We start from the raw sequence: 14,793 nt of genomic DNA on the forward strand, positions 1-14,793 counted from the left end.
ATCTGATCATACGCCTTGAACTCGCCGAAGTACTTCGTGATCGCCGCCGTCGTCGACGTCTTGCCATGGTCGACGTGGCCGATCGTGCCGATGTTCACGTGAGGCTTGTTGCGCTCAAACTTACCTTTTGCCATTTCCGGCTCTCCATATCTGTCCCCTGGAGGGGGAATAGTTCAAATCGTTTCGGATGGCGTATTCCGGTCACTTCTGACCGGAATACTTCGCCTGGATTTCCTGCGCTACGTTCGACGGAACCGGCGCATAGTGATCGAACGTCATCGTGTACTGCGCGCGGCCCTGAGACATCGAGCGCAGGTTGTCGACGTACTTGAACATGTTTGCCAGCGGCACGTGAGCGTTGATGACAACCGCCACGCCACGCGCTTCCTGACCCTGGATCTGACCACGACGCGAGTTCAGATCGCCGATCACGTCACCGACGTAATCTTCCGGGGTCACGACCTCGACCTTCATCATCGGCTCGAGGAGCTGGGCACCGGCCTTCTTTGCCGCTTCGCGGAAGCAGGCACGCGAGGCGATTTCGAAGGCGAGAACCGACGAGTCGACGTCGTGGAACGCACCGTCGATGAGGGTCGCCTTGACGCCCAGCATCGGGAAGCCGGCAAGCGGACCAGACGTCAGAACGCTTTCGATGCCCTTCTGAACGCCCGGGATGTATTCCTTCGGAACCGCACCGCCGACGATCTTGGACTCGAACTTGAAGTCTTCGCCTTCCGGATTCGGTTCGAAGATGATCTTGACGCGGGCGAACTGGCCGGTACCACCGGTCTGCTTCTTGTGCGTGTAGTCTTCTTCGCAAGCCTTGGTGATCGTTTCGCGGTAGGCAACCTGCGGTGCACCGACGTTTGCTTCGACCTTGAACTCGCGACGCATGCGGTCAACGAGGATGTCGAGGTGAAGCTCGCCCATGCCGGCGATGATCGTCTGGCCGGATTCCTGGTCGGTCTTGACGCGGAAGGACGGGTCCTCAGCGGCCAGACGGTTGAGCGCGAGGCCCATCTTTTCCTGATCGCCCTTGGACTTCGGTTCGATCGCGATCTGGATGACCGGCTCCGGGAACTCCATGCGCTCAAGAATGACCGGCTTCAGCGGGTCGCAGAGCGTGTCACCGGTGGTGGTTTCCTTCAGACCGGCCAGAGCAACGATGTCGCCCGCGAAGGCTTCTTCGATGTCTTCACGCGAGTTGGAGTGCATCTGCAGCATACGGCCGACGCGCTCGCGCTTTTCCTTGACCGTGTTCATCACCGAAGCGCCCTTCTCGAGCTTGCCCGAGTAGATGCGGCAGAAGGTGAGCGAACCGACGAAGGGGTCGTTCATGATCTTGAACGCCAGCAAGGACAGCGGCTCGTTGTCGTCGGAATGACGCTCGATTTCAGCTTCCGTCTTGGCGTCGATGCCCTTGATGGCCGGGATATCGACCGGCGACGGCAGGTAGTCGACGACGGCGTCGAGGAGCGGCTGGACGCCCTTGTTCTTGAAGGCGGTGCCGCAGAAAACCGGGTGGAACTTGACGTCGATCGTGCCGCGACGAACGAGCTCGCGGATCTTGTCGTTGTCCGGCATCTGGCCTTCGAGATAGGCTTCCATCGCGGCTTCGTCGATCTCGACCACGGTCTCGATCAGCTTCTCGCGATATTCTTCGGCCTGGGCCTTCATGTCTTCCGGGATCTCAACAACGTCCCACTGCGCGCCAAGCGCTTCGTCGCGCCAGACGAGGGCGTTCATCTCGATCAGGTCGACAACGCCCTGGAAATCGCTTTCGGCGCCGATCGGCAGCTGCATCGCAACCGGGATCGCACCCAGACGCGACTTGATCATGCTCAGGCAGCGATAGAAATCGGCGCCGGTCTTGTCCATCTTGTTGCAGAAGATCATGCGCGGAACATGATACTTCTCGGCCTGGCGCCAGACGGTCTCCGTCTGCGGCTCGACGCCAGCGTTGGAGTCGAGCAGCGCGACAGCGCCGTCGAGAACACGCAGCGAGCGCTCAACTTCAATGGTGAAGTCAACGTGGCCGGGGGTGTCGATGATGTTGAAGCGGCGCATCTTGCCGTCACGGCCCTTCCAGTAGGTCGTGGTGGCGGCGGACGTGATGGTGATGCCGCGCTCCTGCTCCTGCTCCATCCAGTCCATCGTCGAGGCGCCGTCGTGGGTCTCGCCCATCTTGTGCGACTTGCCGGTGTAGTAGAGGATGCGCTCGGTCGTCGTCGTCTTGCCGGCGTCGATGTGCGCCATGATACCGAAGTTACGGTAGTCTTCGATCTTGTATTCGCGTGCCATAAGGGACTGCCTTTTTCGAGATTACCAACGGTAGTGCGAGAACGCACGGTTGGCATCGGCCATCTTGTGCGTGTCTTCGCGCTTCTTGACGGCGCTGCCGCGGTTGTTTGCCGCGTCCATGAGTTCGCCCGAAAGGCGCTCGACCATGGTGGTTTCGTTGCGCTTGCGCGCCGCGGCGATCAGCCAACGGATTGCGAGAGCCTGGCGGCGCTCCGGACGAACGTCGACCGGAACCTGGTAGGTCGCACCACCGACGCGGCGCGAGCGCACTTCGACGTGCGGAGCGACGTTGTCGAGAGCAGAATGGAACACCGTCACCGGATCCTGCTTGGACTTGCCCTGGACAACATCGAAGGCACCGTAAACGATCGTTTCGGCGACGGACTTCTTGCCGTCCAGCATGATGGCATTCATGAACTTGGTGACTACGAGGTCGCCGAACTTCGGGTCCGGGTTGATCTCGCGCTTTTCTGCTTTATGGCGACGGGACATACTTTTCGTCTCTCAACTTAGAATGGGTTCCAGCGAAATGGCGCCGGTGACTGATTACTTCGGACGCTTCGCGCCGTACTTGGAGCGGCGCTGCTTGCGGTTCTTGACACCCTGGGTATCGAGAACGCCGCGGATGATGTGATAACGCACACCCGGAAGGTCCTTCACGCGGCCGCCGCGGATCATGACCACAGAGTGTTCCTGAAGGTTATGGCCTTCGCCCGGGATGTAACCAATGACTTCGAAGCCGTTGGTCAGGCGGATCTTGGCGACCTTACGCAGAGCCGAGTTCGGCTTCTTCGGGGTCGTCGTGTAGACGCGGGTGCATACGCCGCGCTTCTGCGGGTTCTCCTGAAGAGCGGGAACCTTGTTGCGCTTTACCTGTGCCTGACGCGGCTTACGGATCAGCTGTTGTACGGTAGGCATATAACCATCCCTTGCAATTTGTCTCGTTTACCCTTCCGGGCGGAAATGTACCGTTTCCGGTGATTGCCACACGCTTGCGTTCATGCGCAAAACAGGACCGATCCGCTTATCGCAGATGGCCCTCAAAGGCAGAGGACGCGATATTCCCGCGTCATGCGTGCAGCAGTCATGTCTTCAACGTGCGTTGGAGCCTTGTTTGAGGCGAACTTCAGAACGAGTCGAACCGAACCAGCCAGCCTCACATGGGCTCCGATGCGCGTGCCATCTACTGACTTAAACCCCTGGCGTCAAGGGGAGCCGGGAAATATTCTTGCGCGCAGGACGTCGAAAGCCCTGAAAAGCGGGGTTTACGCGTCGATACCTGAGGCTTGCTCTTAAAACTGTTATCGAGCTTGGAGCGAAGCCTCTTGCACGGTCATTCTTAAAGAATCGTGAAGAAGGAATCAATGCCGATCTGCGCCGGCCCCATCGACGCCGGTGGCAGCCGCGCATTTTTCGGCGTCACTTTCCATTTGGCGGCAATCGGCGTATGCAGGACGGCTCTTGCACGCTCGCAGCATTCCGAAGGACAGCATCATGACCATCTCGCCCGACAACGACAATACCGAGGACGCAATGGTGTTCATCATCATCGGCAAGGCCTATGAGCGCGATGGCGACGAGGAAGGCATCGACATCCACGTCATGTTGCGGGCTCCGGACGACGACAGCGCGGTTCGCGAGGCTCTCAATGCGCTGGCGGAGGAAGGATTTCTGGAAGCCGACCTTGACCAGATCGGTACGCTGTCCGGCGCGCCCGAAGACGAACCGCACGCTTCCGCGTATCAGGGGGCGCTTGAAGGTGAGGTTGCGATCATTCGCTTTGCCTGATCGCCGCCGGCCTGTTCCCCAATAGCCGGCTCCGGCTCATGCAGGTCATCCCAATGCGGCTTCGCCGATAGCCACAGGCCCCTAGCGCGTCCCTGTCCGCGTCGATCGGCGAAGCTCTCGGGAGCTAGGCCTCCCAAGCGAGATAAACGGCTCCTGCTCTGTCGCTGAAGGTGGCACCTGTGACGGTACCACCGACGGCGACATCGCCTTCGTATTGGAATCCCCTCCCCCTCAGGAGGATCTTGCCACCGCCGGCGTCACGATAGATCGCCGTTGTCGCGGTTTTTGAGATCAGTATCGGCACGCTTCCATTGACGGCACCCAAATGCGATTCAGCAGGGTGCAGTATGCATTCCACTTCATCTGCCATCGAATTCCCCTCTGGATGTAGGTTGCGCCGTAACTCATGCGTGCAATGCGTTGCGCCTGCCACCCCCATTTGGGTTAGATCCGCAAATTTTTCCCGTGCGCTGCCAATCGTGGGATGCCGTTCGCCGCAGCCTCGGATCGACGGCATTGGCCCGCGATGCTGAAAGATGCCGCGAAATCCGCCCATAAAAAAACGCCCGGATCTCTCCGGGCGTTCTGCTTTGTCAATTCAGCCGCACGGCGCGGCGCAACGGCCAGCTTACTCGCCGACCGGGACGGTGACGTCTTCGGCCAGGTCCGCAAGCATCGGGGTGGCAACCGCCGCCCCCGTCGACTTGCGGCGCTCGTCGAGGATCATCTCGTCGCGAGCCGTCGCGATGCGGCGGATCTGGGTCATGGTTCCGCCGGTGCCGGCCGGGATCAGGCGGCCGACGATGACGTTCTCCTTCAGACCCTGCAGGCCATCCATCTTGCCGGCGATCGCAGCTTCCGTCAGCACCTTCGTCGTTTCCTGGAAGGATGCGGCGGAGATGAAGGACGGGGTCTGCAGCGACGCCTTGGTGATGCCGAGCAGGACCGGGTCGCCGAAGGCAGGCTTCTTGCCTTCCTCGATCAGGCGGGCGTTGACGTCTTCCAGTTCGATCCGGTCGACGTTGTCGCCGACGATGTAGGTGCTGTCGCCCGCATCGGTGATCTCGACCTTCTGCAGCATCTGGCGAACGATCACCTCGATGTGCTTGTCGTTGATCAAAACGCCCTGCAACCGGTAGACTTCCTGGATCTCGTTGACGAGGTACGAAGCAAGCGCTTCGACGCCCTTGATCGCCAGGATGTCGTGCGGCGCCGGATTGCCGTCGAGGATGTAGTCACCCTTTTCGATGTAGTCGCCGTCCTGAAGGTGGAAGGGCTTGCCCTTCGGGATCAGGTACTCGACCGGATCGACGCCGTCTTCCGCCGGCTCGATCGTGATGCGGCGCTTATTCTTGTAGTCGCGGCCGAAACGGACCGTACCATCGATCTCTGCGATGACGGCGTGATCCTTCGGACGACGTGCCTCGAACAGTTCGGCAACACGCGGCAGACCACCGGTGATGTCCTTGGTCTTGGCGCTTTCCAGCGGCGAACGGGCAAGCACGTCACCCTGGCTGACCTTGTTGCCGGGCTCGACCGAGAGGATCGCGTCGACCGACAGCATGAAGCGGGCTTCACCACCACGGGCAAGCTTGGCGACGGCGCCGTTCTTGTCCTTGATGACGATCGCGGGCTTCAGGTCGGTGCCACGCGGCGTCGAACGCCAGTCGATAACCTGGCGCTTGGTGATGCCGGTGGACTCGTCGGTTGCTTCCAGAACGGAGATGCCGTCGACCACGTCCTCGAAGTGAACGGTGCCTTCCACTTCCGTCATCATCGGACGGGTGTAGGGATCCCATTCGGCGAGACGCTGACCGCGCTTCACCTTGTCGCCATCGTCAACGAAAATCTTCGAACCGTAAGCAACGCGCTGCGAGGAACGCTCAACGCCACGCTCGTCGAGGATGGTGATCGCCATGTTACGGCCCATCGCGACGAGGTTACCGTCGGAGTTGCGCAGCATGTTGCGGTTCTTCATCTGCACCGTGCCTTCATACGATGCTTCCAGGAACGACTGGTCGACCACGGTCGCTGTGCCGCCAAGGTGGAAGGTACGCATGGTGAGCTGGGTGCCCGGTTCACCGATCGACTGTGCCGCGATGACGCCAACGGCTTCGCCCATGTTGACGGGTGTGCCACGTGCAAGGTCGCGACCGTAGCAGACGCCGCAGACGCCGGTCTGGATTTCGCAAGTCAGCGCCGAGCGGATGCGGATCGACTGGATACCAGCCTTCTCGATCTCGACGACGTCGGCCTCAAGGATCATCTTGCCGGCATCGACGATGCGCGCACCCGTGACCGGATGATCGATGTCGTCAAGTGCGGTACGGCCGAGAACGCGAGTGCCGATCGAAGCCACGACCTGACCGGCATCGACGATCGCCGTCATCGTGAGGCCCTTATCGGTGCCGCAATCGACGGAGTTGACGATGCAGTCCTGGGCCACGTCGACGAGACGACGGGTCAGGTAACCGGAGTTCGCGGTCTTCAAGGCGGTATCTGCCAGACCCTTACGAGCACCGTGCGTCGAGTTGAAGTACTCGTTCACGGTCAGGCCTTCCTTGAAGTTCGAAATGATCGGCGTCTCGATGATCTCGCCCGACGGCTTGGCCATGAGGCCGCGCATGCCGCCCAGCTGCCGCATCTGGTTCGGCGAACCACGGGCGCCCGAGTGGGACATCATGTAGATCGCGTTCATCGGCTTCTGACGACCGGTTTCCGAGTCGAACTCGACGGCCTTAATGCGGGCCATCATATCTTCGGCGACCTTTTCGGTGGCCTTGCCCCAGGCGTCGACGACCTTGTTGTACTTCTCGCCCTGGGTGATCAGGCCGTCGTTGTACTGCTGCTCGTATTCCTTCACGAGCGCTTCGGTATCTCCGACGATCTTCACCTTGGTGTCCGGAATGACCATGTCGTCCTTGCCGAACGAAATGCCGGCCTTGCAGGCGTGAGTGAAGCCGAGCTGCATGATCCGGTCACAGAAGATGACCGTGTCCTTCTGGCCGCAGTGGCGATAGACCGTGTCGATCATCTTGGAGATGTTCTTCTTGGTCATTTCCTGGTTGCAGATGTCGAACGGAACGTTGGCGCTCTTCGGCAGCAGTTCGCCGATCATCAGCCGGCCCGGGGTCGTCTCGTAGATCTTCGAGACCGGGTTGCCCTCGGCGTCGACGGTCTTGTAGCGGCCCTTGATCTTGGCGTGCAGGGTCACGGACTTGGTTTCAAGTGCGTGCTGCAGTTCGCCGAGATCGGAGAAAGCCATGCCTTCGCCCGGCTCATTCTGGTTCATGATCGACAGGTAGTACAGGCCGAGAACCATGTCCTGCGAGGGAACGATGATCGGCGCGCCGTTTGCCGGGTGCAGGATGTTGTTCGTCGACATCATCAGCACGCGGGCTTCAAGCTGGGCTTCCAGCGACAGCGGCACGTGAACGGCCATCTGGTCGCCGTCGAAGTCGGCGTTGAAGGCGGTGCAGACGAGCGGGTGCAGCTGGATCGCCTTGCCTTCGACCAGGATCGGTTCGAAGGCCTGGATGCCCAGGCGGTGCAGCGTCGGCGCGCGGTTCAGCAGAACCGGATGCTCGCGGATGACCTCATCGAGGATATCCCAGACTTCCGGCTTTTCCTTCTCGACCAGCTTCTTGGCCTGCTTGACGGTCGAGGAGAAACCCTTCGCGTCGAGGCGGGCGTAGATGAACGGCTTGAACAGCTCGAGCGCCATCTTCTTCGGCAGGCCGCACTGGTGCAGCTTCAGTTCCGGACCGGTCACGATGACCGAACGGCCGGAATAGTCGACGCGCTTGCCGAGCAGGTTCTGGCGGAAGCGGCCCTGCTTGCCCTTGAGCATGTCGGACAGCGACTTCAGCGGACGCTTGTTGGCACCGGTGATGACGCGGCCGCGACGGCCGTTGTCGAACAGGGCGTCCACCGACTCCTGAAGCATGCGCTTCTCGTTGCGGATGATGATGCCCGGTGCGCGCAGCTCGATCAGCCGCTTCAGACGGTTGTTGCGGTTGATGACGCGGCGATAGAGATCGTTGAGGTCGGACGTCGCGAAGCGGCCGCCATCGAGCGGAACCAGCGGACGCAGGTCCGGCGGGATCACCGGGACGACCTTCATGATCATCCATTCCGGACGATTGCCGGACTCGATGAAGTTCTCGACGATCTTCAGGCGCTTCATCAGCTTCTTCTGCTTGAGATCCGACGTGGTGTCGGCAAGCTCGGCGCGCAGGTCGCCCGCGATCTTCTCGAGGTTCATCGAAGCGAGCATCTCGTAGATCGCCTCGGCGCCGATCATGGCGGTGAACTGGTCCTCGCCATATTCATCGACCGCGATCATGTACTCTTCTTCGGAAAGAAGCTGGTTTTCCTTCAGCGCCGTCAGGCCCGGCTCGGTGACGATGTAGTTCTCGAAGTAGAGAACGCGCTCGACATCCTTCAGCGTCATGTCGAGCAGCGTCGAGATGCGCGAGGGCAACGACTTCAGGAACCAGATGTGGGCAACGGGCGCTGCGAGCTCGATGTGGCCCATGCGCTCGCGGCGAACGCGCGACAGCGTGACTTCGACGCCGCACTTTTCGCAGATGATGCCCTTGTACTTCATGCGCTTGTACTTGCCGCACAGGCACTCGTAGTCCTTGATCGGCCCGAAGATGCGCGCGCAGAAGAGACCGTCGCGTTCCGGCTTGAACGTGCGGTAGTTGATTGTCTCCGGCTTCTTGATCTCGCCATAAGACCAGGAAAGAATCTTCTCCGGCGACGCAATCGAGATCCGGATGGAATCGAAGGTCTGTGCAGGCACCTGCGGATTGAAAAGATTCATGACCTCTTGGTTCATGCCTGTCTCCTTTGTGGGCCTGAGGCCCTCAGCTTAGCGGGCGAATGCGGCGATACCCGGGTGCCGCAATGCCGCTTGAAACGGATAGTGCCGCTCCCGAAGAAGCGGCCAAGCCCCTGCCCCGCCGTTACGGCGGAACAGGAACGGTGCGCGCCACATCGCAGCGCGCGCCCGTGAAGCTTACTCGGCGGCGTCCGAAAGCTGGCCCTCGGCGGTCTGCTCGACCTTCGAGTTCTCCAGCTCGACCGACAGACCCAGCGAGCGCATTTCCTTGACGAGAACGTTGAAGCTCTCCGGAATGCCTGCCTCGAAGGTGTCGTCGCCACGCACGATCGCCTCGTACACCTTGGTACGACCCGCCACGTCGTCCGACTTCACCGTCAGCATCTCCTGCAGGGTGTAGGCGGCGCCGTAGGCTTCGAGCGCCCAGACCTCCATTTCCCCGAAGCGCTGACCGCCGAACTGCGCCTTGCCACCCAGCGGCTGCTGGGTCACGAGCGAGTACGGGCCGATCGAACGGGCGTGGATCTTGTCGTCCACGAGGTGGTTCAGCTTCAGCATGTAGATGTAGCCGACGGTGACCTGGCGGTCGAACTGGTCGCCGGTACGGCCGTCATAGAGCGTCGACTGGCCGGTGACCTTGAGGCCGGCCTGTGCGAGCATCTCGTTGACGTCCTTCTCGACAGCACCGTCGAACACCGGGGTCGCGATCGACACGCCACGACGGGTCTGTTCGGCAAGCTTGACGATCGACTCATCGTCGTACTGCTTGATCGGCTCGCCCTTCGGGCCGGAACCGATGACGCTGTCAATGGTGTCGCGCAGCGGTTGGATGTCGGCGCCTGCCTTGTAGGCGTCCAGCATCTCGCCGATCTGCTTGCCCATGCCGGCGCAAGCCCAGCCGAGGTGCGTCTCCAGGATCTGGCCGACGTTCATGCGCGAGGGCACGCCCAGCGGGTTCAGCACGATGTCGACATGTGTGCCGTCTTCGAGGAACGGCATGTCCTCGACCGGAACGATGCGCGACACGACGCCCTTGTTGCCGTGACGGCCGGCCATCTTGTCGCCCGGCTGGATCTTGCGCTTCACCGCGACGAAGACCTTGACCATCTTCATCACGCCCGGAGGCATTTCGTCGCCGCGCTGGACCTTCTCGACCTTGTCCATGAAGCGCTGCTCAAGGCGCGACTTGGATTCGTCGTACTGGCCGCGAAGCGCCTCGATCTCGCCCTGGACCTTCTCGTCTTCGACGGCGAACATCCACCACTGCGAGCGGGGGTATTCCGAGATGACGGCGTTGGAGAGCTCGGTGCCCTTCTTGAAGCCCTTCGGACCGGCAACCGCCACGTGACCACGCAGCATGTCGATCAGGCGGCCGTAGACGTTGCGGTCGAGGATCGCCTGCTCGTCGTCACGGTCCTTGGCGAGACGCTCGATTTCTTCGCGCTCGATCGCCATCGCGCGCTCGTCCTTCTCCACGCCGTGGCGGTTGAAGACGCGGACTTCGACGACGGTGCCGAAGGTGCCCGGAGGCATGCGCATGGACGTATCGCGAACGTCGGAAGCCTTTTCGCCGAAGATGGCGCGCAGGAGCTTTTCTTCCGGCGTCATCGGGCTTTCGCCCTTCGGCGTGATCTTGCCGACGAGGATGTCGCCCGGCTGAACTTCGGCGCCGATATAGACGATGCCGGCTTCGTCGAGGTTCTTCAGCGCCTCTTCCGAAACGTTCGGAATGTCGCGCGTGATTTCTTCCGGACCAAGCTTGGTGTCACGCGCCATCACTTCGAATTCTTCGATGTGGATGGAGGTAAACACGTCGTCGGACACGATGCGCTCGGAGAGCAGGATCGAGTCTTCGTAGTTGTAGCCGTTCCACGGCATGAACGCGACGAGCGCGTTGCGGCCGAGCGCCAGATCGCCGAGGTCGGTCGACGGACCGTCGGCAATGATGTCGCCCTTGTTCAGAACGTCACCGACGGTGACCAGCGGACGCTGGTTGACGCAGGTGTTCTGGTTGGAACGCTGGAACTTCTGCAGCCGGTAGATATCGACGCCCGACTTCGACGGATCGAGGTCTTCGGTGGCGCGGATAACGATACGCGTCGCGTCGACCTGGTCGACGACGCCGCCGCGGCGGGCCGCGATCGCAGCACCCGAGTCACGGGCGACAACCGGCTCCATGCCGGTGCCGACGAACGGCGCTTCCGCCCGCAGAAGCGGCACGGCCTGACGCTGCATGTTCGAACCCATCAGCGCGCGGTTTGCGTCGTCGTTCTCGAGGAACGGAATGAGCGCGGCCGCGACGGAGACGAGCTGCTTCGGCGAAACGTCCATCAGGTTGATCTGGTCGCGCGGCGCCAGCATGACTTCGCCGGCGTGACGGCAAACGACGAATTCTTCTTCAAATTCGTTGTTGGCGTTCAGGATCGAGTTCGCCTGGGCGACGTGGTACTTGGCCTCTTCCATCGCCGACAAATAGACGACTTCGGTCGTCACCTTGCCGTCCACGATCTTGCGGTACGGGCTTTCGATGAAGCCGTACTTGTTGACGCGGGCGAAGGTCGCAAGCGAGTTGATCAGACCGATGTTCGGGCCTTCCGGCGTCTCGATCGGGCAGATGCGGCCGTAGTGGGTCGGGTGAACGTCGCGGACTTCAAAGCCGGCACGCTCGCGGGTCAGACCACCCGGACCAAGGGCCGAGAGACGGCGCTTGTGGGTGATTTCCGATAGCGGGTTCACCTGGTCCATGAACTGCGACAGCTGCGAGGAGCCGAAGAATTCGCGAACGGCGGCGGCTGCCGGCTTGGCGTTGATCAGGTCCTGCGGCATGACGGTGTCGATCTCGATCGACGACATGCGCTCCTTGATCGCGCGCTCCATGCGCAGCAGGCCGAGACGGTACTGGTTCTCCATCAACTCGCCGACCGAACGGACGCGGCGGTTGCCGAGGTTGTCGATGTCGTCGATCTCGCCCTTGCCGTCGCGCAGGTCGACCAGCATCTTGACGACCGCCAGGATGTCTTCCTTGCGCAGCACGCGGACGGTATCGGCAACGTCGAGGTCGAGACGCATGTTCATCTTGACGCGACCGACGGCCGACAGGTCGTAGCGCTCGGCATCGAAGAACAGCGACTGGAACATCGCCTCGGCCGAATCCATCGTCGGCGGCTCGCCCGGACGCATGACGCGGTAGATGTCGAACAACGCGTCCTGACGGTTCTCGTTCTTGTCGACGTTGAGTGTGCTCCGGATATAGGCGCCGACGTTGATGTGATCGATGTCGAGAACCGGGATTTCGTCGAAGCCGGCCGAGAGGATGACCGGAAGGGTCTTCTCGTCGATCTCGTCGCCGGCTTCCAGATAGATTTCACCCGTCGAGTAGTTGACGACGTCCTCGGCGAGGTAGTTGCCGTAGAGATCGTCGTCGGTCGCCTTCAGCGCCTTCAAGCCCTTTTCGGTGAGCTGCTTGAGCAGACGCGGGGTCAGCTTCTTGCCGGCCTCGACCACGACTTCGCCGGTGTCGGCGTCAATCATGTCGGCGATGGCCTTCTGGCCCTTCAGCGCGTCCGGATGATAGGGCACGCGCCAGCCTTCGCCGTCGCGCTGGTAGAGCGACTGTGTGTAGAAGGTCGACAGAATTTCCTCGCCGTCCATGCCGAGCGCCATCAGAAGCGACGTCACCGGGATCTTCCGGCGACGGTCGATGCGGGCGTGTACGATGTCCTTGGCGTCGAATTCGATGTCGAGCCAGGAGCCGCGATAGGGAATGACGCGCGCTGCGAAGAGCAGCTTGCCGGACGAATGGCTCTTGCCCTTGTCGTGGTCGAAGAAGACGCCCGGCGAACGGTGCATCTGCGAGACGATGACGCGCTCGGTGCCGTTGACAATGAAGGTACCGTTGTCCGTCATGAGCGGCATGTCGCCCATGTAGACGTTCTGTTCCTTGATGTCCTTGATCGACTTGGCGCCGGTATCCTCGTCAATATCGAACACGATGAGGCGCAGCGTCACCTTGAGCGGCGCGGCATAGGTCAGATCGCGCTGACGGCATTCCTCGACGTCGAACTTCGGCGGCTCGAACTCATAGGAGACGAATTCCAGCATCGACGCGCCGGAAAAGTCGGTGATCGGGAATACCGACTTGAATACGGCCTGAAGGCCCTCGTCCGGGCGGCCGCCCGCGGGTTCGTCGACCATCAGAAACTGATCATAAGATGCCTTCTGAACCTCGATGAGGTTCGGCATCTCTGCTACTTCGGGAATTTTTCCAAAAAACTTGCGTACGCGCCTACGACCGTTAAACGAAAGGGTCTGAGCCATCGTCGCTCCTTCAATTTTGTGCATCCGGGCCTGCAACGGACGGGGTTCGCTGGCCAGTCGATCCCGTCGATCAATGGTATTCTCAATCTCGTCCCGCCTCCCGAACACACCGGCCGGATTGCCTGAAGCGGTTCGGTTTGGGACCATCCTCTTGAGAACCCATTACCCAAGAGCCGTTTTTGACGGATCTTGGGTAATCAGTTCGGGGGAAATGACCGGGGAAGGAGACCCTTCCCCGGCACATTCCGATATTACTTGACGTCGACCTTGGCGCCGGCGTCTTCAAGCTTCTTCTTGAGGTCAGCGGCTTCAGCCTTGGAAACGGCTTCCTTGACCGGCTTCGGAGCGCCTTCGACGAGGTCCTTGGCTTCCTTGAGGCCGAGGCCGGTGATGGCGCGGACTTCCTTGATGACGTTGATCTTGTTCGCGCCGGCATCAACGAGGATGACGTCGAACTCGGTCTTTTCTTCTTCAGCAGCAGCCGGAGCAGCACCGCCGCCAGCAGCAGCAACAGCTACCGGAGCAGCAGCCGAAACGCCCCACTTTTCTTCGAGCATCTTGGAAAGCTCAGCGGCTTCCAGGACGGTCAGCGAGGAGAGGTCTTCAACGATCTTTGCGAGATCAGCCATTTTGGTAGTTCCTTTTGTTCGGTTCGAACTGGGTTGTTTGATTTACAGCGAAAAACCGCCTCAAGCGGCTTCGTCCTTCTTGGCGTAGGCGGCGAACACACGAGCAAGCTGGCTTGCCGGTGCTGCAACGACCGTGGCGACGCGCGTTGCCGGGGCATTCAGCAGGCCCAGCAGCTTCGCACGCAGCTCGTCCAACGACGGCAGGGTCGCAAGCGACTTGACTGCATCGGCGTCGAGCGTGGTCGCACCCATGGCGCCACCGAGAACAACGAGCTTGTCGTTGGTCTTGGCGAAATCCATGGCAACCTTCGGAGCGGTCATCGGATCATTTGCATATGCAATGAGCGTCTGACCCTGGAAGAGATCGGTGATCCCTTCCGACTCCGTACCCTGAAGGGCAATCTTGGCCAGGCGGTTCTTCGCGACTTTGACGGTTCCGCCCGCTGCACGCATCTTCGAACGAAGATCGTTCATCTGTGCAACGGTGATACCGGCATAGCGGGCCACGACAACCGAACCGGAAGCCTTGAAGACTTCGTTCAGCTCCGTGACGAATTCGCGTTTTTCCGCTCTTTCCACTGCCTATCTCCAGTTGACGGGGCTACGATTGCCGCAGTCCCCATCGGGTTTGCCTTTGCCGCCAGGGATCATCTCATCGACGATCCCGAGCGACGCTCGAGGATCCTGTCCCCTCGCGCTCGACCTTTCGGCCGGGGCACAAGGCAAGGTAGGTTCGAACCGAATCTTTTCCGCGTATCGCTACGGGGTCGAAATCCAGGTCTTACCCGTCTCATGCAGGCAAAGTGATTAAGGGCCAACCACCTGCAATCTCGGACAGGAATTCCGGGTTTCCCCGGAAATTCCCGGCCAGACATGACCGGGAATTCTTGGTACGCCGGACGCATGGTCCGG

General features: G+C 60.9%; 10 protein-coding genes. 1 reads left to right on the forward strand and 9 read right to left on the reverse strand.

Annotation, left to right across the window (positions count from 1 at the left end; all coding sequences use genetic code 11):
• From J2Y48_RS23915 to rpsL, 4 genes are all read right to left on the reverse strand, one after another.
• The coding region (locus J2Y48_RS23915) for a GTP-binding protein (RefSeq protein WP_310423822.1) at positions 1–134 on the reverse strand (134 nt) is incomplete at its 3' end.
• 67 nt (positions 135–201) lie between these two features.
• A complete protein-coding gene (gene fusA / locus J2Y48_RS23920; protein ID WP_310423668.1) occupies positions 202–2,301 on the reverse strand; it encodes an elongation factor G in 2,100 nt (699 codons plus the stop codon).
• A 21-nt stretch (positions 2,302–2,322) separates the two neighbouring features.
• Positions 2,323–2,793, reverse strand: coding sequence for a 30S ribosomal protein S7 (gene rpsG, locus J2Y48_RS23925; RefSeq protein WP_192244053.1), 471 nt, complete (start codon positions 2,791–2,793; stop codon positions 2,323–2,325).
• A 54-nt stretch (positions 2,794–2,847) separates the two neighbouring features.
• Entirely contained in the window at positions 2,848–3,219 is a 372-nt protein-coding gene (gene rpsL / locus J2Y48_RS23930; RefSeq protein WP_108001311.1) for a 30S ribosomal protein S12, read from the reverse strand.
• Between the two features lie 576 nt (positions 3,220–3,795).
• Between rpsL and J2Y48_RS23935 the strand changes: the two genes are divergently transcribed.
• On the forward strand, positions 3,796–4,089 hold the full coding sequence (locus tag J2Y48_RS23935) for a transcriptional regulator (RefSeq protein WP_310423672.1): 294 nt from the start codon (positions 3,796–3,798) through the stop codon (positions 4,087–4,089).
• 124 nt (positions 4,090–4,213) lie between these two features.
• Here the strand turns inward: J2Y48_RS23935 and J2Y48_RS23940 are convergent, their stop codons facing one another.
• The 5 genes from J2Y48_RS23940 to rplJ form a co-directional block, all read right to left on the reverse strand.
• Entirely contained in the window at positions 4,214–4,459 is a 246-nt protein-coding gene (locus J2Y48_RS23940) for a hypothetical protein (protein ID WP_310423674.1), read from the reverse strand.
• A 258-nt stretch (positions 4,460–4,717) separates the two neighbouring features.
• Positions 4,718–8,932: a DNA-directed RNA polymerase subunit beta' gene (gene rpoC, locus J2Y48_RS23945; RefSeq protein WP_310423677.1), complete on the reverse strand. Its 4,215-nt coding sequence runs from the start codon at positions 8,930–8,932 to the stop codon at positions 4,718–4,720.
• A 180-nt stretch (positions 8,933–9,112) separates the two neighbouring features.
• Positions 9,113–13,252 carry a DNA-directed RNA polymerase subunit beta gene (gene rpoB, locus J2Y48_RS23950; protein ID WP_310423679.1) on the reverse strand — a complete coding sequence of 1,380 codons (4,140 nt, stop codon included), beginning with the start codon at positions 13,250–13,252 and terminating at the stop codon, positions 9,113–9,115.
• Between the two features lie 251 nt (positions 13,253–13,503).
• Entirely contained in the window at positions 13,504–13,881 is a 378-nt protein-coding gene (gene rplL, locus J2Y48_RS23955; RefSeq protein WP_310423682.1) for a 50S ribosomal protein L7/L12, read from the reverse strand.
• Positions 13,882–13,941: 60 nt separating this feature from the next.
• Positions 13,942–14,460: a 50S ribosomal protein L10 gene (rplJ, locus tag J2Y48_RS23960; protein ID WP_310423685.1), complete on the reverse strand. Its 519-nt coding sequence runs from the start codon at positions 14,458–14,460 to the stop codon at positions 13,942–13,944.
• Between the last annotated feature and the right edge of the window lie 333 nt (positions 14,461–14,793).

Origin of the sequence: Mycoplana sp. BE70 (genome assembly GCF_031455855.1) — a bacterium.
Lineage (GTDB): Bacteria > Pseudomonadota > Alphaproteobacteria > Rhizobiales > Rhizobiaceae > Mycoplana.